At 70.0% G+C, this 25,118-nt stretch carries 19 protein-coding genes; 9 read left to right on the top strand and 10 right to left on the bottom strand.

Annotated elements, in window-relative coordinates; genetic code table 11:
* Positions 1–236: 236 nt before the first annotated feature.
* A complete protein-coding gene (locus tag K2F47_RS20065; protein ID WP_242906078.1) occupies positions 237–446 on the top strand; it encodes a response regulator transcription factor in 210 nt (69 codons plus the stop codon).
* A 105-nt stretch (positions 447–551) separates the two neighbouring features.
* Here K2F47_RS20065 and K2F47_RS20060 read toward each other — a convergent pair whose 3' ends face one another.
* The 3 genes from K2F47_RS20060 to K2F47_RS20050 all read right to left on the bottom strand — a co-directional run bounded on the left by K2F47_RS20060 (position 552) and on the right by K2F47_RS20050 (position 4,655).
* Positions 552–3,353: a vitamin B12-dependent ribonucleotide reductase gene (locus K2F47_RS20060; RefSeq protein WP_242906076.1), complete on the bottom strand. Its 2,802-nt coding sequence runs from the start codon at positions 3,351–3,353 to the stop codon at positions 552–554.
* A gap of 123 nt (positions 3,354–3,476) precedes the next feature.
* Positions 3,477–3,950, bottom strand: coding sequence for a transcriptional regulator NrdR (gene nrdR, locus K2F47_RS20055; protein WP_242906074.1), 474 nt, complete (start codon positions 3,948–3,950; stop codon positions 3,477–3,479).
* Positions 3,951–4,325: 375 nt separating this feature from the next.
* Positions 4,326–4,655: a LysM peptidoglycan-binding domain-containing protein gene (locus tag K2F47_RS20050; RefSeq protein WP_242906073.1), complete on the bottom strand. Its 330-nt coding sequence runs from the start codon at positions 4,653–4,655 to the stop codon at positions 4,326–4,328.
* 175 nt (positions 4,656–4,830) lie between these two features.
* Here K2F47_RS20050 and lexA point away from each other — a divergent pair, with 175 nt between their 5' ends.
* Positions 4,831–5,529, top strand: a complete 699-nt coding sequence (lexA, locus tag K2F47_RS20045) for a transcriptional repressor LexA (RefSeq protein ID WP_242906072.1) — start codon at positions 4,831–4,833, stop codon at positions 5,527–5,529.
* A 161-nt stretch (positions 5,530–5,690) separates the two neighbouring features.
* On the opposite strand, the gene leuS is transcribed toward lexA, so the two are convergent.
* Both leuS and K2F47_RS20035 read right to left on the bottom strand, forming a co-directional pair.
* A complete protein-coding gene (gene leuS / locus K2F47_RS20040) occupies positions 5,691–8,159 on the bottom strand; it encodes a leucine--tRNA ligase (protein WP_242906071.1) in 2,469 nt (822 codons plus the stop codon).
* Between the two features lie 231 nt (positions 8,160–8,390).
* Positions 8,391–9,089, bottom strand: a complete 699-nt coding sequence (locus K2F47_RS20035) for a hypothetical protein (protein WP_242906069.1) — start codon at positions 9,087–9,089, stop codon at positions 8,391–8,393.
* Positions 9,090–9,283: 194 nt separating this feature from the next.
* On the opposite strand from K2F47_RS20035, the gene K2F47_RS20030 reads away from it, so the two are divergent.
* Together K2F47_RS20030 and K2F47_RS20025 are read left to right on the top strand one after the other, a co-directional pair.
* Entirely contained in the window at positions 9,284–9,928 is a 645-nt protein-coding gene (locus tag K2F47_RS20030) for a lytic polysaccharide monooxygenase auxiliary activity family 9 protein (protein WP_242906068.1), read from the top strand.
* 290 nt (positions 9,929–10,218) lie between these two features.
* Positions 10,219–11,763: a long-chain-fatty-acid--CoA ligase gene (locus tag K2F47_RS20025; protein ID WP_242906067.1), complete on the top strand. Its 1,545-nt coding sequence runs from the start codon at positions 10,219–10,221 to the stop codon at positions 11,761–11,763.
* A 25-nt stretch (positions 11,764–11,788) separates the two neighbouring features.
* Here the strand turns inward: K2F47_RS20025 and K2F47_RS20020 are convergent, their stop codons facing one another.
* Positions 11,789–13,792 carry a glycosyltransferase family protein gene (locus tag K2F47_RS20020; protein WP_242906065.1) on the bottom strand — a complete coding sequence of 668 codons (2,004 nt, stop codon included), beginning with the start codon at positions 13,790–13,792 and terminating at the stop codon, positions 11,789–11,791.
* A 374-nt stretch (positions 13,793–14,166) separates the two neighbouring features.
* On the opposite strand from K2F47_RS20020, the gene K2F47_RS20015 reads away from it, so the two are divergent.
* Together K2F47_RS20015 and K2F47_RS20010 are read left to right on the top strand one after the other, a co-directional pair.
* A complete protein-coding gene (locus K2F47_RS20015) occupies positions 14,167–14,868 on the top strand; it encodes a hypothetical protein (RefSeq protein WP_242906063.1) in 702 nt (233 codons plus the stop codon).
* A 372-nt stretch (positions 14,869–15,240) separates the two neighbouring features.
* Entirely contained in the window at positions 15,241–15,873 is a 633-nt protein-coding gene (locus tag K2F47_RS20010; RefSeq protein WP_242906061.1) for a YbhB/YbcL family Raf kinase inhibitor-like protein, read from the top strand.
* Between the two features lie 219 nt (positions 15,874–16,092).
* On the opposite strand, the gene K2F47_RS20005 is transcribed toward K2F47_RS20010, so the two are convergent.
* The 4 genes from K2F47_RS20005 to K2F47_RS19990 form a co-directional block, all read right to left on the bottom strand.
* Positions 16,093–17,358 carry a class I SAM-dependent methyltransferase gene (locus K2F47_RS20005; protein WP_242906059.1) on the bottom strand — a complete coding sequence of 422 codons (1,266 nt, stop codon included), beginning with the start codon at positions 17,356–17,358 and terminating at the stop codon, positions 16,093–16,095.
* Between the two features lie 70 nt (positions 17,359–17,428).
* Positions 17,429–18,796, bottom strand: coding sequence for an FAD-binding oxidoreductase (locus tag K2F47_RS20000; protein WP_242906057.1), 1,368 nt, complete (start codon positions 18,794–18,796; stop codon positions 17,429–17,431).
* Positions 18,797–19,026: 230 nt separating this feature from the next.
* The gene (locus tag K2F47_RS19995) at positions 19,027–19,554 is read right to left on the bottom strand and encodes a DUF1707 and DUF4870 domain-containing protein (protein WP_242906056.1); all 528 of its coding nucleotides are present in this window, start codon (positions 19,552–19,554) and stop codon (positions 19,027–19,029) included.
* Between the two features lie 278 nt (positions 19,555–19,832).
* Positions 19,833–20,588, bottom strand: coding sequence for a polysaccharide deacetylase family protein (locus K2F47_RS19990; RefSeq protein WP_242906055.1), 756 nt, complete (start codon positions 20,586–20,588; stop codon positions 19,833–19,835).
* Positions 20,589–21,224: 636 nt separating this feature from the next.
* Here K2F47_RS19990 and K2F47_RS19985 point away from each other — a divergent pair.
* From K2F47_RS19985 to K2F47_RS19975, 3 genes are all read left to right on the top strand, one after another.
* A complete protein-coding gene (locus tag K2F47_RS19985; RefSeq protein WP_242906054.1) occupies positions 21,225–21,596 on the top strand; it encodes a hypothetical protein in 372 nt (123 codons plus the stop codon).
* A 554-nt stretch (positions 21,597–22,150) separates the two neighbouring features.
* Complete coding sequence (locus K2F47_RS19980) at positions 22,151–23,785, top strand: MFS transporter (RefSeq protein ID WP_272497280.1); 1,635 nt, start codon at positions 22,151–22,153, stop codon at positions 23,783–23,785.
* A 415-nt stretch (positions 23,786–24,200) separates the two neighbouring features.
* Positions 24,201–24,647 (top strand): DUF6196 family protein, encoded by a 447-nt coding sequence (locus K2F47_RS19975; RefSeq protein WP_242906051.1) that lies wholly within the window; start codon positions 24,201–24,203, stop codon positions 24,645–24,647.
* Positions 24,648–25,118 lie beyond the last annotated feature (471 nt).

The following is a 25,118-nucleotide window of genomic DNA, read 5'->3' as shown; positions in this document are numbered from 1 at the left end:
CCGCCTGCGTGCGGCTGGCCGCACCCCGGCCCGCCGACCGCGCGTGATCGTGCTGACGACGAGTACGTGCAGGCGGCGCTCCGCGCGGGTGCGAGCTGCTTCCTGCTCAAGAACTCCTCGCGGGCGCCGTCCGCGCGGTCGTCCGGGGCGAGACCGCGCTCGCGCCGCCGATCACCGGCCGGCTGGTCCGCAGCTACGTCGCGTCCCCGCCGCCCGTCGAGGACGACCCGCTGGAGTTGCTCACCGACCGCGAGACCGACGTCCTGCTGCTGATCGCCCGGGGCCGGTCGAACGCCGAGATCGGCGCGGAGCCGGGCCTGTCCGCCCCGGCCGTGATGAGCCGCGCTAAACGGATCTTCGCCCACTTGGGCGTCACCAACCGCGTCCAGGCCGCGCTGCACGCCCACCGCGCGGGCCTGCTGGACCACGACGGCCCGGCCCCCTGATGGCCCGGTGGTGCAGCCCATCTACCAGCCGGGAGGCGTTGGTGAGGTCCAACGACCGCCTCACCAACGCCTCGCCGCAAGCCGTGCCCTGTCAGATCAGGGCGTTCAGCTGCAACCGCTGGTGGAGCCACAGCCTTCGCAGACGTAGCAGCTGCCCGCCGGGCGCATCTTGGTACCGCACGTGAGGCAGAGCGGCGCGTCGGCGGTGCGGCCCTGGCGGCTCTCGATGACCTCCATCGAAGAGTGCGCCTCGCGGGACGGGGCGGGCGCCGGCCTGGTGATCTCCGCCGACTGGGCGAGGGTCTCGTGGGCGACCTCGTCCTCGGCGGGCGCGGCGCCCGGGTCCTCGCCGTTGGCCTGCATCGCGCGCTCGTCGGCGGTGAAGATGCCGAGGGCGGCGCGCTCGTCGTAGGGCAGGTGGTCCAGGGCGAGGCGGCGGAAGATGTAGTCCATCACCGAGGTCGCCATGCGGATGTCGGGGTCGTCGGTCATACCGGCGGGCTCGAACCGCATGTTGGTGAACTTCTCCACCCAGGTCTCCAGCGGGACGCCGTACTGGAGGCTGATGGAGATCGCCATGGAGAAGGCGTCCATCACGCCGGCGAGCGTGGAGCCCTGCTTGCCGAGCTTGAGGAAGACCTCGCCGAGACCGTCGTCCGGGTAGGACGAGGCGGTCATGTAGCCCTCGGCGCCCGCGACGGAGAAGCGGGTGACGGTGGCGGGGCGCTGCTTGGGCAGCCGCCGGCGGACGGGACGGGTCTCCGCCGGGGCCTCGGCCTTCGGCTCCTCCTTCTTGCCCGCCGCCGAGAGCGGCTGGCCCACCTTGCAGTTGTCGCGGTAGATCGCCAGGGCCTTCAGGCCGAGCTTCCAGCCCTCGAAGTACACCTTCTCGATGTCCTCGATGGTGGCCTGCTCGGGCATGTTGACGGTCTTGGAGATCGCGCCGGACAGGAACGGCTGGGTGGCCGCCATCATCCGGACGTGCCCCATGGGGCTGATCGCCCGCTCGCCCATCGCGCAGTCGAACACCTCGTAGTGCTCGGGGCGCAGCCCGGGGGCGTCCACGACGTGGCCGTTCTCGGCGATGTACTCGACGACGGCCTCGACCTGCTCCTGCTGGTAGCCGAGGGTGGCGAGGGCGCGCGGCACGGTCTGGTTGACGATCTGCATGGAGCCGCCGCCGACCAGCTTCTTGAACTTCACCAGCGCGAGGTCGGGCTCGATGCCGGTGGTGTCGCAGTCCATCATCAACCCGATGGTGCCGGTCGGCGCGAGCAGGGACGCCTGGGCGTTGCGGTAGCCGTGCTTCTCGCCGAGCTTCAGGCAGTCCTGCCACTGCTTGGTGGCGGCCGCGTGGACGGCCTTGTCCACCGAGTCGAGGGTGCGGATCTCGTCGTTGGCGGCGGCGTGCTTGCGCATGACGCGCTTGTGGCCGTCGGCGTTGCGCGCGTAGCCCGCGTACGGGCCGACGACACCGGAGAGCTCGGCGGACCGGCGGTAGGCGACGCCCGTCATCAACGAGGTGATCGCGGCGGCCAGCGACCGTCCGCCCTCGGAGTCGTAGGCGTGGCCGCTCGCCATGAGGAGGGCGCCGAGGTTGGCGTACCCGATGCCGAGCTGCCGGTAGTCGCGGGTCGTCTCGGCGATCTTCTCGGTGGGGAAGTCGGCGAAGGTGATCGAGACGTCCATCGCCGTGATGATCAGTTCGGTGAGCTTGACGAACCGCGCGACGTCGAACGACCCGGAGTCGGTGAGGAACTTCAGCAGGTTGATGCTCGCCAGGTTGCAGGACGAGTTGTCCAGGCTCATGTACTCCGAGCACGGGTTGGACGCGGTGATCCGGCCCGTCTCGGGGTTGGTGTGCCAGGCGTTGATCGTGTCGTCGTACTGGATGCCGGGGTCGGCGCACTCCCAGGCCGCCTTGGCCATGAGCCGGAACAGGTCCTTGGCCTTGACGGTCTCGACGACCTCGCCGGTCATCCGGGCGCGCAGCCCGAACTCGCCGTCGGCCTCGACGGCGTGCATGAACTCGTCCGAGACGCGGACGGAGTTGTTGGCGTTCTGGTACTGGACGCTGCCGATGTCCTTGCCGCCGAGGTCCATGTCGAACCCGGCGTCCCGCAGCGCGCGGATCTTGTCCTCCTCACGCGCCTTGGTCTCGATGAACTCGGCGACGTCGGGGTGGTCCACGTCCAGGACGACCATCTTCGCGGCCCGCCGCGTCGCACCGCCCGACTTGATCGTTCCGGCGGACGCGTCGGCACCGCGCATGAACGACACGGGCCCGCTCGCGGTGCCGCCCGAGGACAGCAGTTCCTTGCTGGAGCGGATGCGCGACAGGTTCAGGCCGGCGCCGGAGCCGCCCTTGAAGATGACGCCCTCTTCCTTGTACCAGTCGAGGATCGACTCCATCGTGTCGTCCACCGAGAGGATGAAACACGCCGAGACCTGTTGCGGGGACTTGGTGCCGACGTTGAACCAGACCGGGGAGTTGAAGCTGAACAACTGGTGGACCAGCGCGTACTTCAGTTCATGGTCGAAGATCTCCGCGTCCTCTTCGGAGGCGAAATAGCCCTCGCGCAGTCCGGTCTCGGTATACATCCGGACGACCCGGTCGACGAGCTGCTTGAGGCTCCACTCGCGTTGGGGCGTTCCGACCGCGCCGCGGAAGTACTTGGACGTGACGATGTTGACCGCGTTCAGGGACCAGAAGTCGGGGAACTCCACCCCGCGCTGCTCGAAGTTCACCGAGCCGTCACGCCAGTTGGTCATGACGACGTCACGACGCTCCCAGCGCATCTCGTCGTACGGATGCACGCCGGGCGTGGTGAAAATGCGCTCGACCTTCAGCCCTTTGCGGCCCCCCTTGCCGCGCCGTGCCGCCGAGCCGCTCACCGTCTCCGTCATGACCTTCCCCCTCTCGGGCCCACCCGCCGGGCCCTGTCCAGGAACAACTCCGCCGCCGCGCGGGCGATGCCCGGCGCGGTGGCGCTTTCACATGTGTGCTGCTGTGTACTGCCAGACCCGTCCCTACCGGGACGGACCGGACTCCCCCGAGGAGTCTGACCTGCGCAGTGATTCGATCTCCTTGGCGAAGTCGTCCAGCGACTCGAAGCTCCGGTAGACCGAGGCGAATCGCAGATAGGCGACTTCGTCGAGTTCGCTGAGCGGCCCCAGGATCGCGAGACCGATCTCGTGCGAGGGGATTTCTGCGGAGCCCGACGATCTGATCGCCTCTTCGACCCGCTGCCCCAGCTTCGCGAGCGCATCCTCGTCGACCGGGCGGCCCTGGCAGGCCCTGCGCACCCCGGCGATGATCTTTTCCCGGGAGAACGGCTCGGTGACCCCGCTGCGCTTGGCCACCATGACGAGCACATTCTCCTGCGTCGTGAATCGCTTGCCGCATTCCGCGCACGCCCGGCGGCGCCGAATGGCGCCCCCGTCGTCGGTCGACCGGCTGTCGATCACTTTGGTGTCAGGGTTGCGGCAGAACGGGCAATGCACGTCTGGTTCCTCCCCTGACGTAAACGCGTCACACCTCTGAACGATGCCATATATAGGTGAAGTACATCGGTGTGACTACTAGATGTTGTGGTCAACCGTACGGGGACGCGCAGGCGTACGCAACCTGTGCCGGCCGCCTCAGACGTTGACCCGCGTCACATCCGCCACGTCCGCCCAGGTCACGACGAAGCTGATGGATCTTGGTCCGGGCGTGTCGCGCGGCGGCCCGGCAATGTGCCCCTCACCAGGACAACCACGGCGGGACGCGACGTCGCGCCCGCTTGGAGGCCCTGTCGCATAAGGCGTCCCGAGACGGCACGGCCCCGACCGTCGAGCCGTGCCACGAGCGGTCGGTCGGGGGCGGTCGCGGGCGCGTCAGCCCGCGGGAAGGCGGATGTGCTGCCCCGGCTGGACAGTGGGGTCGCCCCCGAGGCCATTGAGGTCGATGATGCGCTGGACGACGATGCGCGGGTCGGAGCGGGGGTCGGCGGCCGTGGCGATCTCCCAGAGGGTCTCTCCGGGCTCCACGACGACCGTCTCGCCCGGATCGGACGTCCGGCCGCCCTCATGTCCACCCGCCAGGGCTCCGGGGCCCCTGGTGAGCCAGAGCGCGAGCAGGGTGAGGACGGCGGCGCCGGTCACCACGACCACGCGGCCCCGGCGCGTCAGCCGAATCGGGACATGTTCATGGGGTGAACCGGACATCTCTCCCCTCTCGACGTCGAATGCATTTTCGATCGAACGCCTGTACGATGTTGTACCGCAGGGCACCCGGAAAACGCGACCCCATCTTCGAACAATTGTTTGATCATCGGCGCGGGACGCGATAGCGTTCCATGACAAGGAGTGACGGATCGAGGCGCCCGGGAGGCGACAAGCGATGAGCAAGGTCCGGGAGCTGCCCGACGGGCCCATGGACGAGACGGGCCTGACCCAGCGGCAGCGCATGGTGCTGGAGGTGATTCGCGACTCCGTCCAGCGCCGGGGCTACCCGCCCTCGATGCGCGAGATCGGCGAGGCCGTGGGCCTGACCAGCACCTCCAGCGTGTCGCACCAGCTCCGGGCGCTCCAGCGCAAGGGGTACCTGCGGCGCGACCCCAACCGCCCCCGCGCGGTCGAGGTGCGGGTCCCGGGCACGACGCCGGTGCGGACGGACTCCGACACCTACGAGGGGCTGGGCGGCCAGCCGACCTCCACGCAGCCCGCGCCCGCCTACGTGCCGCTCGTCGGCCGGATCGCCGCCGGTGGCCCGATCCTGGCGGAGGAGGCCGTCGAGGACGTGTTCACGCTGCCGAAGCAGCTCGTGGGCGAGGGCACGCACTTCCTGCTGAAGGTCACCGGCGACTCGATGATCGAGGCCGCGATCGCGGACGGTGACTGGGTGGTCGTCCGGCAGCAGCCGGTCGCCGAGCAGGGCGACATCGTCGCCGCCATGATCGACGGCGAGGCGACGGTGAAGACGTTCAAGCGCAAGGACGGCCACATCTGGCTGATGCCGCAGAACTCCGCCTACGAGCCGATCCCCGGCGACGAGGCGTCGGTCCTCGGACGGGTGGTGGCGGTCCTCCGCAAGATGTGACCCGCAGCGCGACCAGGCCTACCGAAGGCGGTCTCCCCCACCCGGGGCGACCGCCTTCGGCCTGTTCCCGCCCGATTTCCGCTCGCGCCCGACCGCGCCGGGCCGGACACGGCCGGTACCCCGGCCGGGAGAAGCCCGCCGGGGTACCGGATCGTGCGACGTCAGCGCTTAGGGACAATGTTGACGATCTTGGGGGCGCGCACGATGATCTTGGCGATGTCGGCGCCGGCCAGGGCGTCCTGGACCTTGGCAGAGGCCAGCGCCAGCCGCTCCAGCTCCTCGTCCGCGATGGTCGGGGAGATCTCCAGGCGGTCGCGGACCTTGCCCGCGACCTGGACGACGCAGGTCACCGACTCCTCGACCAGCAGCGCCGGGTCGGCGGACGGCCAGCCCGCGCGGATCAGGGGCGCGGTGCCGCCCAGCAGCTCCCAGGCCTCCTCGGCGGTGTAGGGGGCGAACAGCGACAGCACCACGGCGATCGCCTCGGCGGCCTCGCGGACGGCGGGGTCGGCGGCGCCGGGGCCGGAGTCGATGGCCTTGCGGGTCGCGGTGACCAGCTCCATGATCCGCGCGATCGCGACGTTGAAGCGCTGCGTCTCGACCAGCTTGGTCGCCTCGTCGACGGCGCGGGCGGTGGCACGGCGCAGGTCCACGTCACCGGACGCGGCGTCCGCGCCGGGCGCGGAGGAGACCTCGGAGGCGATCCGGTGCACGCGGGCCAGGAATTTGGACATGCCGTGCGGGGACACGTCGGCCCAGTCGATGTCGTCCTCGGGCGGGCCGGAGAACAGCATCGCCAGCCGGACGACGTCCACGCCGAACTCACCGATCTGCTCACCCAGGTCGACCAGGTTGCCGGTGGACTTGGACATGCCGCTGCCGTTCAGGATCACCTGGCCCTGGTTCAGCAGGCGCCTGAACGGCTCGGTGAAGTCCACCATGCCCATGTCGTACAGGACCTTGGTGAAGAACCGGCTGTACAGCAGGTGCAGGATCGCGTGCTCGACGCCGCCGGTGTACTGGTCGACCGGCATCCACCTGCGGACCTGCTCGACGTCGAACGGGCCGTCCTCGTAGCCGGGCGAGCAGTAGCGGAAGTAGTACCAGGACGAGTCGACGAAGGTGTCCATGGTGTCGGTGTCGCGCTGGGCGGGGCCGCCGCACTTGGGGCAGTCGACGTTCACCCAGTCGGACGCGGCGGCCAGCGGCGAGGTGCCCTTCGGCGCCAGGTCGGCGCCGCGCAGGCCCTCGGGCAGCCGCACCGGCAGCTGCTCGTCCGGGACGGGGACCTCCCCGCACGCCTCGCAGTGGACGATCGGGATCGGGCAGCCCCAGAACCGCTGCCGCGACACCAGCCAGTCGCGCAGCCGGAAGTTCACGGCAGCGCGTCCGGTGCCGCGCTCCTCCAGGACCTCGATGATCTTCGCGATGCCCTCGGACTTGGCCAGCCCGTCGATCGGGCCGGAGTTGACGATCGCGCCGTCGCCGGGGGTGGCGACGCCGGTCTCGGCGGGGTCGGCCTGGCCGGTCTCGACCACGACGCGGACGGGCAGCCCGAACTTCAGCGCGAAGTCCAGGTCGCGCTGGTCGTGCGCGGGCACGGCCATGATCGCGCCGTGTCCGTACTCGGCCAGCACGTAGTCCGACGCCCAGACCGGCAGCCGTTCGCCGTTCACCGGGTTGACCGCGTAGCGGCCCAGGAACACGCCGGTCTTCTCACGCTCGGTGGACAGCCGCTCGATCTCGCTCTCGCGGGAGACCTCCTCGCGGTAGGCCTCGAACGCGGCGCGCTGCGCGGGCGCGCAGACCTCCTCGGCCAGCGGCGCGTCGGCGGCGACGACCATGAACGTCGCGCCGTACAGGGTGTCGGGGCGGGTGGTGTAGACGGTGACGGGCTCGTCGCGTCCCTCGATGACGAAGTCGACGTCGGCGCCGGTGGAGCGGCCGATCCAGTTGCGCTGCATCAGCAGGACGCGCTCGGGCCAGCCGCCCTCCAGCTGCTCCATGTCCGCCAGCAGCCGGTCGGCATAGTCGGTGATCTTGAAGTACCACTGGGTCAGCACGCGCTTCTCGACCAGCGTGCCGCAGCGCTCGCAGTGCCCGCCGACGACCTGCTCGTTGGCCAGGACGGTCTGGTCCTTCGGGCACCAGTTGACGTGGCCGCCCTTGCGGTAGGCCAGGCCCCGATCGTAGAAGCGCAGGAACAGCCACTGCGTCCACCGGTAGTACTCGGGGTCGGAGGTGTGCAGCCGCCGCGTCCAGTCGAAGGACGGCGCGTACCGGTGGAACGAGTTCGCCTGCGTCTCGATGTTGGCGTAGGTCCACTCGGCGGGGTGGGAGTCGCGCTTGATCGCGGCGTTCTCGGCGGGCAGGCCGAAGGAGTCCCAGCCGATCGGGTGCAGGACGTTGTAGCCGCGCTGGAACCAGTAGCGGGCGACGACGTCGCCGATCGCGAACGCCTCGGCGTGCCCCATGTGCAGGTCACCGCTGGGGTAGGGGAACATGTCCAGCGCGTAGCGGCGCTCGCGGCCGTCGCCGGCCTCCACGGCCTCGAACGGGTCGAGCTCGGCCCAGCGGGCCTGCCACTTGTCCTGAACCGCCCGTGGGTCGTATTGCTCGTCGCTGCTCACGCTTCCAGACTCCGCATTCTGCTCAACTGGGTCGTCCCCAGACCGCCCGCCGACATGAAACGGCCCCTCGCACAGGAGGGGCCACCACGCTGACGTCGATCCGTCAGCGCGGTCGTATAAGGAGCAGCCTGGCTGGCATACAGCAAGCGTAGCGCAACCGCAAGCCCTCCCGCCGAGAGTTCCGGACCCCTCCTCGGTGCCCTCCTCGGTGCCCGGGCCCAGTGCCTGAACTCAGTGCCCGGACGACTGGCGCGCGAGCGAGACCACGCCGGTCACCTGGACGTGCGTCAGGCCGAGGTCGGCGCCCACGGCGGAGAGCGTGCCCTCCTCGGTGACGCTGAGCGGCCCGTCGGTCAGCGCGACCTCGGCGGCGGCGCGCAGGATGCTCTCCCTGGCCTCGGGCGCGAGCGCGGAGGAGGCCCGCGCCATCTCGACGCGCACCTCGTCGAAGGGGCGGCCGAGGTCGGCGGTGAGCGCGCCGTCGTCGTAGGACGCGTCGCCCGCCTCGCGGACGACGGTGACCGCGCGGCCCCGCGCGGCCGCGTGGGTGTAGTCGCCCGAGCGCAGCACCTGGGCGATGGCCATGCGCAGCAGCATCGCGGGCATCAGCGCGAGCTGGGCGGTGGTCGGCACCTCCAGGATGCCGAGGTTCCAGCGGCCGCGGCAGGTGTCGCACTCGACGAACTCGCCGCCGGTCTTGTTGAGCGGGATGACCGGGATGAAGAACAGCGTGAAGAAGTTGCGGCCCTGCCGGCGCCGGTACTCGCGGTCGCCGCCGCAGTCGGGGCAGTGGAACACACCCCTGCTCAGGGTGAAGAAGACCACCCGCCAGCCGAAGATAATCAAGATCTCGGACCCTTTCTCGGTGAGGCGGCACATCGTAACGGGGACGTGGGCGCCGCCGTGGGGCGGACGGGACACCCCGGCCATGCCGGACATCCCTGGCCGTATCCGGCCAAATATTTGAAACCTTGACGAGACGCCGGTTCGCGCCGAAACTAATAGGAAGGTTTCTTATTAGAAATGGAGGCCGTCCCCGGACCGCTCTTCTCCCCCACCCCGTCGTGGCTACCGACTCCGATCCGGACCCCACCCCTCCAGTCCCCCCGCCAGGAGGATCGCGTATGCCCAGCCAGCCCCGTTCACCCAGCCCGTCCCGTCCAACCCGTAGGTTCCGCTCGCCCCGTAAGAGGGCACTGGCGCTCGCCGCCGTCGCCTCGGCCGGACTCACCGTGGTCGTCGCCGCCCCCGCCTTCTCGCACGGCTACACCAACACCCCCGTCAGCCGCGCCCTGTTCTGCAAGCAGGGCACGGTGAAGGACTGCGGGGAGGTCAAGTACGAGCCGCAGAGCGTCGAGGGCCCGAAGGGCTTCCCCAAGTCCGGCCCCCGTGACGGCACCATATGCGCCGCCGGTGACAGTCGCTGGGCGCCGCTCGACGACCCGCGCGACGGGCAGTGGCCCGCCACGTCCCTGACGAGCGGGCAGTCCTACACCTTCGCCTGGACGCTCACCGCGGCCCACTCCACCGCGTCCTTCCGGTACTTCATCACCAAGGACGGCTGGGACTCCAAGCGGCCGGTGACCCGCGCCGCGCTCGACCTGACGCCGTTCCTGCGCCTGGACTACGGCAACAAGCAGCCGCCGCGCGACTTCTCCCACTCCGGCACGCTCCCCGTCCGGCACGGCCGGCACCTGATCGTGGCCGTCTGGGACATCGCCGACACCGGCAACGCCTTCTACCAGTGCTCGGACGTCGACTTCGGCTGACCTCGACCTCACCCTGCGGGCTGCCGCTCTGCGCCCGCGCCGGGGACCGGACGGGCCCGCGCACCCGTCCGGCCCCCGGCCCCCTCCGGCCGACCGCCTCGTCCCGCCGCCCGGCACGGCGGGGCGGGGCGGTCGCTCTCGGTGACCGGGAGCGGAGGTTCCGCGAAGAACGGCACGTCACGGCACACGGCAGGGGATGGCGCGGGCCGAACCGCATGGAGCAGGATGAGCGGGACGGTTCCAACACTCGCCGGTAACAACCGGCGCGTGCCCACCCCGCGAGGAGTGCCATGCTCAACCTGTCCGTGCTGCTGGAGGACGCCGCTCGCGAGACGCCGGACCGGGACGCCGTCGTGTTCGGCGACATCAGGCTCACCTACGCCTTCGTCGACGGGGTCGCGAACCAGGTCGCGAACCTGCTGCGCTCGCGCGGCATCGGGCCGGGCGACAAGGTCGCGCTCTCGTCGCCGAACCTGCCCTACTTCCCGATGGTCTACTTCGGGGCGCTGAAGGCGGGCGCGGTCGTCGTCCCGCTGAACGTGCTGCTCAAGCCCCGCGAGGTCGCCTACCACCTGGCCGACTCCGACGCGAAGGCGCTGTTCTGCTTCGAGGGCACGCCGGACTTCCCGCTCGGCGAGACGGGCCGCGCCGGGTTCGCGGAGGTGGACGGCTGCGAGCACCTCTTCCTGCTCCCCGCGAGCCTCGCGGCGACCGAGTCGCCGGTCGAGGGCGCCGAGCTGTTCTGGGCGGCGCTCGCGGGCCAGCCCGACACCTTCGACACCGTCCGCACCGAGGCCACCGACACGGCGGTGATCATCTACACCAGCGGGACGACCGGGCAGCCGAAGGGCGCGGAGCTCACGCACGGCAACCTGGTCATGAACGCGATGGTGGACGACACGCTGTACCGGCGCACGCTGCACGACACGTTCCTCGTGACGCTGCCGCTGTTCCACATCTTCGGGCAGACGTGCGTGATGAACGTGGGGCTCTACCGGCGCGCGACGCTCGTCATGCAGGCGCGGTTCGACGCCCGGCAGACCGTCGAGCTGATGGTCGCGGAGAAGGTGAACTTCTTCGCGGGCGTCCCGACGATGTACTGGGGGCTGCTGCACGCGGAGGCGTCGCCTGAGGAGATCGAGGCGATCCGCGCCGAGCTGCGGGTGGCGGTGTCGGGCGGGGCGGCGCTGCCGATGGAGGTCATCAAGGGCGTCCGGGACCGGTTCGGCGTGAACATCCTGGAGGGGTACGGGCTGTCGGAGACCTCGCCGGTGGCCTCGTTCAACCGCCCGGACCGTCCGACCAAGCCGGGGTCGATCGGGCTGCCCATCTGGGGCGTGGAGATGCGGCTGGTCGACGAGGACTGGAAGGCGATCGAGGGCGAGGGGCCCGGGGAGATCGCAATCCGCGGGCACAACGTCATGAAGGGCTACTACGGCCGCCCGGAGGCGACCGAGGAGGCGATCCGGGACGGCTGGTTCCGCACCGGCGACGTGGCCCGCCGCGACGACGAGGGCTACTACTACATCGTCGACCGCTCCAAGGACATGATCATCCGTGGCGGCTTCAACGTGTACCCGAGGGAGCTGGAGGAGGTCCTGATGACCCACCCCGAGGTGTCGCTCGCGGCGGTCGTCGGCGTCCCGCACCCGTCCCACGGCGAGGAGGTCAAGGCGTACGTGATCCGCACGCCGGACGCCACCGTGACCGAGGACGAGCTGGTCGCCTGGGGCAAGGAGCGGTTCGCGTCCTATAAGTACCCGCGGGTCGTCGAGTTCCGCGACGAGCTGCCGATGACCGCCACCGGCAAGATCCTCAAGCGCGAGCTGCGCTGACGGCGGTCTTCAGGTCGCCAGGCCGTCAGAAGAGGATGTGGTCCCTGGCGAAACCGTAGAACGCGACGCGGCTCTCGGAGAGGAGTTCCAGGTCGCTCGGACGCCAGGTGTGGCGCCCCGCGTCCGCGTGCCGGATCGTGACGAAGGAGAACCGGTCGGCGGCGTAGACGCGCACGCCGTCCGCGCGGAGCCGTCTGAACAGGTCGGTGTCCTCGCCGCGGCCGCGGTCGGCGAACCGGTAGGCGCGCATCAGATCGCCCTCGCCGAGGAACGCGCCGCCGCGCAGGACGTCCACGTAGCGGTTCTCCAGGTCGGGGTAGCGCAGCAGCGTCGCGTCGATCGAGTCGAGGTGGGCGTAGTGGGCGAGCTTCCCGACCACGCCCGCGTCGGTGTAGGAGAACGCGGGGACGAGGTCGGTCAGGTAGTGCGGCCCGTACAGCTCGTCGTCGTCCACCTTGCCGACGTAGTCGCCGTCGGCGGCGCCGACCGCCATGTTCAGGCAGGCGCCGAGCGTGCGGGACCGGTCGGCGGCGAGCACGACGACGTCGTCCAGCCCGGCGGCCATGGCCTGCTTCTGCACCTCCAGCGGGTCGAGGTCCAGGCCGTGCAGGACCATGACGAGTTGCAGGGGGCGCCATCGCTGCGCCGCCATCATCTCGACCGCGGGGGCGATCTGCTCGGCGCGGCAGGTCGAGAGCACGAGCGAGACGGTGGGCGGCGCGTCCTGCCGCGCGACCCCCAGTTTCTCCAGGACGGTGTCGACCCGATGCCGGTAGGTGTGCGCCGCGTGGATCTCGCGCAGGGCGAGGTGGGCCTGCCGATCACGCAGCTCGGGGGCGTGCAGGAGCGCGCGGAGGATGCGTCCCGCGTCCTTGCCGTCCTCCACGGCGGGCCCGAAGGGCACGGCGCCCGTCCTGTGGTGGACGATCGGAACCCCGGCGGCGGCCGCCTCGTACGCCCGCCGCCCGTCCGGGGCGAGCATGACCCGGTAGCGCTTGCGAGCGGACGCGGCCTGCTCGTGCGGCCATGCCGGGACGACCCGCTGCCGGTACAGGTACGGGACCCCGGTCGCGGCGAAGTGCGCGCCGAGCCGGGGCGCGGGGGCGATCAGCGGTTCGGCCGCCGCGTCGTACTCCCCCTCGTACAGCAGCGGGTACCGGCCGTGGTCGTGGACGCGGACGGGGTTGTGCAGGCGCGGCTGCGCGGCGAACGGCAGGTGCGTGACGCGGTCGTGGCCGAGCCGCCGCCGGTGCTCGGGGACGGCGCCGGAGTCGACGGTGAACACGTGGTCGAAGTCCCCGGCGGCCTCGCCGAGGCCCGCCCCGGTGTCCCAGTACGCGGACGGGACGCCGCGCTCGCGGCACCAGGCGACCATCTCGGCGACGGGCAGGCCGGTGTCCACCGACTCGACGAGCAGCAGCCCAGGGCGGCTCGCCTCCAGCGTCTCCCGCCAGTCGCGCGGGTCGAGGCCGCCGACCTGCGTCCACTCGTAGCGCAGGGCCGCCTCCAGGACGGGCCCGAGCACGACCGCCGCGACGAGGTCCGGGCGGGCGACCGGACCGTCCGGCGGACGCGGCACGCCCCCCGGCGGTTCGACCGGCTCGGTGTCGGTGACGCGGACGTCGGGGCGGCGCGTCCTGCGGGGTTCGGCCGGGGGCTCGGGCGGCAGGGGGCGCTCGCACAGCGCGTCCCGGACGCGGCGGAGCGCGGCGGGCGCGAGAGGCCTGCGGCGCAGCGCGGTCAGCGCCGCGCCGAGCCGCGTCCAGCGCCGCAGCCGCAGCGCGTCGCACCGCCACCGCTCGGCGTCGGCGCGGTGCTCCTCGGCGGCGCGGGCCCGGTCCAACTCGCCGATGCGGCGCGCGGCGTCGTTGAGCGAGCCGATCAGCCGGCCGATCTGCTCGTCGCGCTCGTCCCGCTGGCGTTCCAGCTCGGCGAGGCGCGTCCGAACGGCGGCGTTGTCGGCCGCGAGCCGGTCGCCGCGCGCCCGCAGGCCGTCGACCTGGTCGGTCGTCGGGTCGATGTCCGGCACGGCAGGCTCCCCGGGGTGCTGGTCGACGGAGTGTGGTGGAGGGGGCGGCGGCGCGGTGGAGGCGGCCGCGCGGCGGCGGGTCCCCCACGGTCACGCTAGGCGGCCCGTGCCCGCCGTCTCCCGTACCCGGCCGGGTCACCGCCCAACGTTCACCGGAGCTTCGCCGGCTCGTCCCGCCGTGGCCGGGCTTTCGACTCGAACTCCGGCATCCGGGCTGGATCGTCCTAACCAGGGCGGACGAACCGGACAAGTGCGTCCCGAACTCCCCTCCCGGACATGGGTCGACGTGACACAGGTCACACAGCGAGGGTTGAACCGAGTGGACGGATAAAGCATCTCTTTTCCACACACTGTGTTGCGAAAGGAACCCCCTGATGGTCCGCCGGTTGATCGCCTGCGCGGTCGTGGGCACCGCAGCCGCCCTCTCCCTCACCGGTTGCCTGGGCGACAAGAAGGACGAGGCCGCGCCCCCGGCCCCGCCCACCCCGCCCAGCAGCGCCCCGTCCCAGCCCTCGTCGCCGCCCTCGTCCGCCTCGACGAACGGCGGCACGCCCGCCGGCTGGAAGACCGTCGGCGGGCCCGAGAACGGCGTCCGCATGTCGATCCCGGACGGCTGGATGGAGATCGACCTCACCAGCGGCGAGGCCGAGCAGGGCCTCAAGCGCCTCGGCCTCCAGGGCGCGAACGAGGAGCTGCTCCGGCAGAGCTTCGCCTCCCTGGAGAAGCAGAAGGCCGTGTACGCGGTCGAGACCAGGGCCGCCGAGCGCGGCTACGCCACCAACGTCAACGCGCTCTGCACGCCGACCCCCGTCTCCTCGGTCGAGGCGCTGGAGGCCGGCACCCGGGCCGGCATGAGCCAGCTCGGCGCGCAGGACGTCGAGATCACCCGGACGACCGTCGCCGGCCGCGCCGGCATCCGCACGACCTACACCCTGCGGACCGCCGCGGGCACCCTCACCGGCCGCCAGGTCCAGGTCGCCGACGGCTCCCGGGCCTGCTCGCTGACCGTCACGGCCAGGGACGGCGAGATGCCGGGCAACGCCGACCAGATCATGGGAACGCTCGAACTCCTCTGACCGCTTCACGCGGGGCCGGGCGCCCCGCGGCCGAGCCCGATGATCTCGGCCGCGGGAATTGCCCGGCCTTTCGCTTTTCACCGGCGACCGCGGCGGCCCGCCATCCCCGCCGATTGTGTTCGCCTTTGTCGATGCGTGCCACGGCGATCTGTATTTCCCTGCCACAATGGCGCGGCACGGGCGCCGGCGTACGCCGCAGATGCCAACAAAAGCCCGAGAAGTGCCCAGAAGTTTCCTACTCGACCGGGTCGGCCGGGACGGGACGGTGGCGCCCCGAAAGCGCTGTCCCTACACTACGAGACGACCAACGTGAATATCAGGGGTAAACGGGGGGAGCACCGAATCCGGAACCGTCCTTCTGAGGAGCACCCCGTGATCACCAGCCGAGTCCTGTTCTGCACACTGCTCGCCGCGGGAACCGTCGGCACCGCGACCGCCGCCGACGCCGCCTCGTCCCCCGCCGCGACGTCCCCCGCCGGCTCGTCCCGCGCCGCCGCGTCCCCGACCGCCCCGAGGGCCGCGTTCTCCATCACCAGCAGCGCCTTCCGTCCCGGCGGGATGATCCCCAAGGTCCACCTGTGCACCAGCGACGGCAGCGGCGACCCGGCCCAGAAGAACGAGTCGCCGCCGTTCACGTGGACGGGCGGGCCCGCCGAGGCCAAGAGCTACGCGATCATCATGCGCGACCTCGACAACAACGCCCTGCTGCACTGGATCATCTACGACATTCCGGCGACCGTGGGCTCGCTCCCGCAGAATGTCGAGCACGTCTACCAGCCCACCGTCCCCGCCGGGTCGAGGCAGATCTACTACCGCGGCAGCGCGAGCCTGTTCGGATACCAGGGCCCCTGCTCGCCGTCCTCGATCAACACCTACGAGTTCACGGTCTACGCGCTGAACAAGGCGACCCTGTCGGAACTCAACCAGAACTCCTCCATCCGGACGGCCGCCCAGGCCATCATGAAGGCGTCCATCGGCTCGACCGCCGTGTCCGGGGAATCGTGAGCCGTCCGGCAGCCCGAAAGGAACACGCGAAACGCCGGGAGCACGAGAAACACAGGTAACACGAAGAAACAGCGGAAACGCGGGCAGCACGGGTAACGCGCGGCACGCGCGGCGAAGGCGCGCGGCCGGGGCGCGCCGCGTCCTGACCGCCGCCGGACGACGACGAGCCGGCCCAAGGCGTCCGGCCGGCTCGTCGTCCCGCGGGGAGCGACTCCCTGGTCACACTCCCCAGTCGGGACGCAGCGGCATGTGGCTGCCGCCGTCGTCGTCCAGCTTGACGCCGAGCGTCTGGTGCAGCTGGATCCAGTTCTGGTTGAACCCGATCACGCAGCCCGCCATGTACACGCGCCACACCCGCGCCGTGCCCTCGCCGACCTCGGCGACGGCCTCGTCCCAGTGCGCGTCGAGGTTCTCGACCCAGCCGGTGAGCGTCCGCGCGTAGTGCTCGCGGAGGTTCTCCTGATGGCGGATCTCGAAGCCCGCGTCGTTCATCTGCGACTGGACGTACCCGGGGCCCTCCAGCTCGCCGTCGGGGAACACGTACCGGTTGATGAACCCGCCCTGCTTGATGGCGGGCGCCGCGTTGTCGGGACGGGTGATGGTGTGGTTCAGCATCCGCCCGCCCGGCTTGAGCTTGCCGTACAGGAACCCGAAGTAGGACGGCAGGTTCTTCTTGCCGATGTGCTCGGTGAGCCCGATCGAGCTGACCGCGTCGAAGCCGGTCTCGGACACGTCCCGGTAGTCCAGGTGCCGGACCTCCGCCAGGTCGGACAGGCCGCGGTCGGCGATCGCCTTCTGCGCCCACTCCGCCTGCTGCTTGGACAGCGTCACCCCGAGGGCCCGCACGCCGTACTCCTTGGCGGCGTGCATCACCATGCCGCCCCAGCCGCAGCCCACGTCCAGCAGCCGCATCCCGGGCTTCAGCCCGAGCTTCTTCGCCACCAGGTCGTGCTTGTGGAACTGCGCCTGCTCCAGCGTCGCGTCCTCGGACGGGTAACACGCGCAGGTGTAGGCCATGGACGGGCCCAGCACCCACTCGTAGAACGTGTTCGACACGTCGTAGTGGTGCGAGATCGCCTTCGCGTCACGGCGCTTGGAGTGCCGCAGCCACGTGGGGACGCGGCTGAACGGCGCCTCCTGCGGCGGCGGGTCCAGCCGGCGCGACATCGCCGCGCGCAGCAGCGGGTCGCCCAGCACCCCGGCGACGATCCGCGCCTTGTCGCGGGGCGTCACGTCGCCGAGCACCTGCTGCATCGTCGTCAGCGCCCGCACCATGTCGCCGCTGACGTCGATCATGCCGCTGACATAGGCGCGGGCCAGGCCCAGCGCCCCGGGCGAATGCAGCAGGTAGGACACCGCGTACGGGGAGCGCACGTCGAACCGGATGTCGGCGCCCGGCACCCCCGCCCGGGACCCGTCGTAGGCCGTGAACTCCACTGGCGCCTCAGCCCCGGCGAGCTGCTCGAAGACCCTGGCCAGCGTCATCTTGATCCCTCCTGTCTCTCCGCCCCGTCGGCCACCAGCCCTCCGAGGCACCCCCCGATCGGACGCCCGGTCAGCGTCCACGCACGCACTTGTCGTAGAGGTCCAGCAGCCGACCCCGGGAATCGTAGGTCCCCTTGAGGCGCCGGTAGGTCTCCCCGTCGTAGTACCGCCAGAACTCGTCCCGGGCGTAGAACGCGGTCGAGTACAGCGACTTGTGCCCTTCCAGCGCGGCGACCTCGCGTTCGATCAGCCGGTTGTGGTGCTCGGGGATGCGTCCCGGTGGGAGCCGCACCGTGCCCCAGAAACCCGCGTTCACATACGTCCGGCCCACTTCGAGGGGGTAGAGCGGCCACCGCTCCTTCGCCCGGAGCGGGCAGAGCCAGATGGGGCTCATCCCGACCTCGTCGTGGAAGAACTCCAGGAACTCCGGCAGCCGCTCGACGGGGACCTCGATGTCCTGGATGACGTCCTCACGCGGCCGCAGCCCGCGCCAGCGCTCCACGCGCGCCACCAGATGGTAGCGGCGGTCGTAGGCGACGAGCTTGCGGTACACGTCCGAGCGCTTGTACTTGTCGGGCCACAGCCGCCTGACGGTCGGGTTCTGCACGCCGAACGCGCCCGAGCACCAGAACCAGTCGGTGTCCCAGCGCCAGATGTAGTCGCGGATCGTCAGGAAGTCGATCGAGCGCTCCTGGATCGACCGGTAGTAGATCTTCTGGCCCTTGTAGTCGGACGTGTAGGGCGCGTCGTCGGCGAAGAAACCGAGCGTGATGTACTGCTCGGCCTTGCTGAAGACCGTCCCGTCCATGAAGTCGACGGTCTCACCCTCGTAGACCCCCGACTCGGTGATCTCCGCCATCGCCTTCGCCAGCACGGTCGCGTCGCCGAACCGCAGGTGGCGGAGCCGCACGTACGGCCGCACCGGCCGCAGTTCGATCTTCAGCCGCAGGCTGTAGCCGAGCGTCCCGTAGGAGTTGGGGAAGCCGTAGAACAGGTCGGAGTGCTCGTTGTCGCGGGACGCCGTGACGATCTGGCCGTCCCCGGTCAGGACGTCCATCTCCAGCACGCCCTCGTGCGGCAGGCCGTCCCGGAACGAGGTGGACTCGATCCCGAGCCCGGTCACCGCGCCGCCCAGCGTGATCGTCTTCAGCTGCGGGACGACCGTCGGCATCAGCCCGTGCGGCAGCGTGGCGTCCACCAGCGCCTCATAGGTCGTCATGCCCTGGACCTGCGCCGTGCGCTCCTCGGCGTCCACGCTCAGCACCCGGTCGAACCCGGACACGTCCAGGCCGGGCGCCTCCGAGGGGTCGCGCCACCGGAACAGGTTCGAGGTCCGCTTCGCGAGCCGCACCGGTGCCCCCGCCGGAATCGCCTCGTAGGACCTCTTGAGCGACTCCACCGCCCGCTGGTGATCGCCCTTGATCGCAAGCTCCGTCATCTACCCCTCCCCGGACACAGTAAATCGATCATCCCATGTACGTTCCATGTAACTCGGACGTTAGGGTCATCACAGGTCGAGAGGGGAATAAAGCCACAACGCATGCGTGCATCTCCGAGCAGCCCTCTCCAGGTGGCGACGGTGCCGCGTAGAGGCGGCCACGTCAACCTTTCCCCGAAGGCGCACGGCGACAAACCCGTTCGCCGCTTCCGTCAGCCGGAAGCGAATCGTTACCGCACCAGCCGCAGGATCCAGGGGTAGCGGAACGACTGGCCGGTCAGCGCGTACACCGCCGCGATCGCCGCGAAGATCCAGGCCACCGCGTACAGCAGCCCGCCGACACCGAACGTGACGATCGTGACGAGCAGCAGCGTCACCTGGAAGTTCACCGCCTCCTTCGCCTGCGTCCGCACATACTCCGACCGCTTCCCGCTGAGCAGCATCAGCACCAGCGGTCCCACGAACAACGTCGGCACCGCGACGGCGTGCGCGGCCGCCGCGAGCATCCGGTCCTCCCCGGTCGGCTGCCCCGGCACGGCCCCCGGGAGCAGCGCCCCCCGCTGCTGGACGGGGACCAGGTCGCGCGTCACCGTCCCCAGGTCGTCGCGCGTCTTGGCCGTCATGGCCAGGTGGACGCGCATGTCGAACTCGTCGTGGTCGATCCGCCCCTCGGCGTAGGCCTCCTGGAGCCGCTCCAGGACCGGCTCGCGCTCGGCGTCCGAGACCCGCAGATGGCCCGCCGCGTAACTGCTGTCCATACCCTCCATGGTCGGAGGCTCCCTTCCCCACGACCATCGGGGATGACCCTGGCCTTCCCCCCACCCGTCCGGCCCCCGCTCAGGGTCGCCGCCGCCCCGAGGCCTCTCGGACGCCAACGCCGGGCTTCGGCGCCGAACGTGGAACCGGGCTTCAGCGCCGAACGTGGAACCGGGCGGCAACGCTGAGCGTAGACCTGGGCCTCGGCGCCGGACGTGGAACCGGGCGTCAACGCTGGGCGTAGAGCCGGGGCCTCGGCGCCGGACGTGAAGGCCGGGCGTCAACGCTGGGCGTAGACCTTGCCGGGCGTCATAGTCCCGCCGAAAAGCTCCGTGACCGTGACGAACACGTACCCCTCCTCCTCCAGCCGGTCGAGGATCTTCGGCACGGCCGCGACCGTCGTCGGGTGGATGTCGTGCATCAGCACCACGTCGCCGGGCCGCACCGACCGCATCACCCGCCGCTCCACCGAGCGGCTGTCGCGGACCGCCCAGTCGAGCGGATCGACCGTCCACAGGACCTGCGCCAGCCCCATCCGCCGCGTGATCGACGTCAGCCGCTTCCCCGTCGACCCGTACGGCGGACGCAGCAGCACCGGCGTCATCCCGATCGCGCGCCGGATGGCCTCCTGCGTGCCGGTGAGCTCGGCGTCGACCTTTTCCTCCGGCGCGTGTCCGAGGTCGGCGTGCGTGTAGCTGTGGTTGGCGATCTCGTGCCCCGCCGCGTACTCGCGCCGCACCAGCTCGGGACGTTCGGCGGCGTTCTTGCCGATGAGGAAGAAGGTGGCCCGCACCCGCCGCGCGGCGAGGATGTCCAGCAGCTTGGGGGTGCTCTCCATCGGCCCGTCGTCGAAGGTCAGCGCCACGCACTTGGCCCGGGCGCAGTCCACGGCCGTGCCGCCCTGCTTCGGGCTCTCCGCCGGACCGGCGTGTTTCGGGCTTTCCACCAGATCGGCTTGCTTCGGACTTTCCACCAGACCGGCGGGCCCCATGACGCCGGGCGTGTCGAACGCCCGCAGAACCCGCTGGGTGACCACGTAAGGGTCGCTGCCCGCATTTGCCCGCGCCTTTACCTGGGACGCTTCGGGCCCATGGCCGGACGCGGCGCTCGGATCGCCCATTCCACCGGGCACTGGCGGCGCCTTGGAGCCCTCCACCGCGCCCGTCCGCGGGCCGTTCGGCACTTCCGGTCCACCATTGCCCTTTACCGAACCCTGGCCGGAAACCGGTCCCCGCCCGACCGCCCCGGAGGACGCGCTTGAGGAAGCGTCCGCGGACGCACCCGCGGAGGCACCCGCCCCATTCCCCGGCCCATTCCCGGACGGCCCGCGCGCATCGGATGAACCGCGCGCGCTCCGCGGCGACTTCGACGGAGGAACGTCCTGCGCCGCCGCTACGAGCCCCACATGCCCGGAATCTGGAGACAGCACGCTCAACGCCCCGCACAACGCCGCCGCGAGCACGCCGAGCGCCCCCCGCCGGACCAGGCACGGCCCGTCCATCAACACCCCCGCCGCCGATTTCCCCGTTCCGCCAGTCTAGGGCTCACGCCCTTGAGCACCTTGAAGGCCGCCGCTGTGTCGGGAACCCGCCGACCGCGAACGATCGTTATCGTCGTACACCAAAACCGGCCCCGGAACGGTTCCGGGTGCCCAGACACGACGGGACAGATCATGAGGTTCCGCGACCGATTCGGGATCCGCAAGAACCGTGGTTCTACGGTGACGAAACTCGACCGGGAGGCAACAGACTCCGACATCGAGGCACTTATCGCCTTCGCCCGCGCCCGCCGTGGCGTGGAGTTCTTCGTCGAACCGGAGACATTCGCCACCGACACCACGGCCGTCGCCGTCGCCCACGACGGCGAATGGACCCGCCGCCGCGTCGGCTCCCCCAAGGTGATCGGGAAGGTGGCCCGCGACCTGGGGCTGCCCGTGTACGACGTCCAGATCGTCGGCTACCCGCCCCGCATGCGCGCCTGGAACGAGCGCAACCGCGACCGCCGCATCGACCCGGGCACCCCCGGCCAGGCCGTCGCCCCCTGACCCGGGACCCACCCGGGCCGGCCCGCCCGGGAGGCGGTCCCAGACTCGTCCGCTCACCCGACGCCGTCGACGAGGTCCGGCGCCCGCAAAGGACAAGTCACCGCATTCCCGCACCACCGAGGCCTGCGGGAACGATCCATGCGAACGGTACGAAAGAACGGCGCCCGGAGCGGGCTTGCGAAACGCCGCCCGGCACCTGCTATGCTCCCTCGCGATATCTCACCAGGGGCCATGCCTCGCCAATCAGCTTCCCGTGTCCGATGGCACGAGGAAGGTGAGAGTCACACGACATCCTGACAAGGCGTCTTGCGATGATTGTGACTTTCCGGCGAGCCCTGACATTGCGCCGCCCCACCTCGGCCCTTTCGCGCGTTGACCGCGCGCCGGCCCCTCGATCCACCGAAACTGCGCCCCGCCCCTAGCGCGCCCGGAACGGAATCCCTCATGGCACAACATGAGGGCCCCCAAAATCCGAACCGGTCGGTGGATCCCGAGCCAGAACCAGATACCAACCTCATTCCACCGGCCGGTGCCCCCATGCGGAGGTCACCGGAATGCCAGCCCCGAAATCGCCCCCGCAACGACCATGGCTGACCCTTACCATCCTGTGCGTCGGCTTCTTCATGGCCCTGCTGGACGGCAGCATCGTCAATATCGCCGTTCCGTCCCTGATCACCGACTTCCACGCCTCCTATGACGAGGTGCTGTGGATTATCGACGCCTACATGCTCGTCTTCTCGACGCTGCTGATCACCACGGGAAAGCTCGGAGACATCTTTGGCTACCGGCGCCTTTTCCTGATCGGCGTCTCCGTTTTCACAATGGCCTCCATCCTCTGTGGAATCTCCGGCTCCCCCGAGCAACTCCTCGCGGCACGCGCCCTCCAGGGCACCGGCGCCGCGATCCTCTTCCCACAGGTGATCTCGTCGATTCTGGTCACCTTCCCACCCCCCATGCGCGGGCGCGCCTTCGGCGTATTCGGCGCGATCGCAGGGTTCGCACCGATCATCGGCCCGATCATCGGAGGATTCGTCCTCGCGCACCTCACCTGGCGCTGCATCTTCCTCATCAACGTGCCCATAGGCGCCACGACCCTAATGCTGGCACGCGTATTCATCCCAGACGCCCACCCCCGCCGCGTCCACAAACTCGACCTGACAGGTGTCGCACTCGTCACCACAGGGCTGAGCTGCCTCGTCTTCGCCCTGATCGAAGGCCAGCGCTACAACTGGGGAAGCATCTGCGGGCCGATAAATATCACCTCGCTCATCACCACAGGCGTCCTACTCATACTGCTGTTCGTCATCTGGCAACGCGTCCAGCGAGGCGAGCCACTAATGCCATGGGAACTGTTCACCTCCGAGCGCAACTTCCCGTCCGGAAATTGGATCGGCTTCGTCTTCCAGTTCGGGATGATCGGCATCTCCCTGGTACTCGTCCTCTACCTCCAACTGGCACGCGGATATTCACCACTGCAAACAGGGCTGTTCCTGCTACCCAACGCCGTCCTCACGGCCGCCGGCTCGGCCTTCGCGGGACGCCTGTCAGACCGAATCGGCGGCAGGCGCGTCCTTATGGCCGGACTGACCGCCCTGGCCCTCGGCCTGATCGTTCTCGCCCTGACGACACGCGCCGACTCCAGCGCGTGGCACCTCCTCCCCGGCCTACTGATCATCGGCCTCGCCAGCGGCGCGACCTTCGCACCCCTGCAACAGGTCACGATGGAACACGTCGACACGCGCCTGGCGGGCGCCGCGTCCGGCGTGGCCAACACCACCCGCCAGATCGGCGGCGTGATAGGCACCGCGGCAATAGGCGTCCTGCTGTCCAGCCGCCTGAATGCGGCCCTCCACCACGAGGCCACCCGGCAGGCCAAAGATTTGCCCCCGAATCTACGTACGCAATTCATCAAAACCACGACGGCCGCCAGCCATCAGGTCAGCCCACCCACCCCACCAAGCGACCTACCTCCCGCCGAAGCGTCCCTGCTAACCGACATCGGCCACAAAACTTTCGCCGCCGCCTACGCAACCGCGATGCAAGCAACACTCCTGACCTCAGCGGCAATACTCGCCACAGCCGCCCTCTTCTGCCTAACCCTAAAAGCACCCACCAAAACCAATTCCCAAGGCGATCGACCCACCCCAGACCCTGATGACGGCACGCCCGAAGCCGCAGAAAGTCGATGACAAGTGGAGAACCACAAACGACGCTCACCCGCGACACCGCCCCCAGCAACCCAACCTCAACTCAGGCACGACCTACCACCCCTGTCTGGCCGAGCCGGACCGAGGCCACGTCACGAGCACACTTCATCGAACCCAGCCAGCTCGCCTACGTTGATGCGCAGGGACGGGGATGGGTACAGGCAGTAGACATACAGAGGTGGACCAGCGCGCCAGCCACGGTGACGGCTGCATACACACCGGTGATCGGCTACCCAGCCAGAGGGCCACCTTGTTGCCCGAATCCGCGCACCCACAGACGGCTGAAGGACGGGACAGAGCAGGGCCACCGCCCCCGCCCCCGTCCGAGACGAAATGAACAAGCCATACACAAGGTTGAGGTTGATCGTTGGCCGGACGGAGTTACGGAGGGGCACCCATGGTCAGTATCAGCGTCGAGACCACGGAGCAGACTGAGGCCCGCCTGCGCGGTGTGATCGCCCAAGCCGAGCTCACCGTGCACGACGGCGTCTGGTGCTTCGAGGAGTTCCCCGCCGACCGGACCCCCGAACTCACGGCGGACACCCTCGCGCTGATCCGCGACGAGGAGAGCTGGAGCCGCCTGGTCCCCTTGCCCCCTGGGCACGGTGCCGCCGAACAGTTCGGGATCTTCTCCTTCCACTTCCCTGCCGACCAGGACAACAGTGGTTTCGTCGGCTGGCTGGCCACCCACCTCAAGGCGGAGCTGGGCACCGGCGTGTTCGTCATCTGCGGCAGCAACCGGGCCCGCGGCGGCATCTATGACTACTGGGGCTGCCCCATCGACATGCTGAACAAGGCGGTCGCAGCAGTCGAGGCGCTACGCACCGCCCGCCCCAGCCAGTAACCCCAAACAACCAATGCGGCACTCCACGGACCCCCAGCGCCAACGGACGGTTCGCCGTGCACCGAAACAGGCGCGGGGCCGGATGTCCCCTCCAGCATGGGGCACGGTAGGTGCCGGGACACCCGCCGAGGGCTGGTGGGTGCGCGCGTGGGCGGGCTTGGATCGGGCGCGGGCGGTCTTGTAGGCGAGGACGGCAGCTTCGCTTCGGCTCTCGCCAGTTCGGCAGCAGTAGCGTCCAAAGGATTGCTGTGGCGGGACATCACCGACCGACATCAGAGCGGCAAGGCCTCCGCCGGGGGCTCGGGTACGCATGTGGCGGCCGGATATGGCGCGGCCGGACTACGGCGCGGGCTCCAGCCCCGGGGACGCCCCGACTTCAATGTGCCAAAACGCCCGGTCGGTGACGTTCGGCCGCCGCGAGCCGTTCGACGCTGCTGCCGCCGAATCGGCACTGGCCAAACCCGTCCCCCC

This window comes from Actinomadura terrae (assembly GCF_022751215.1).
Taxonomy (GTDB): domain Bacteria; phylum Actinomycetota; class Actinomycetes; order Streptosporangiales; family Streptosporangiaceae; genus Spirillospora; species Spirillospora terrae.
This window is presented reverse-complemented; position numbering and strand designations above follow the sequence as displayed.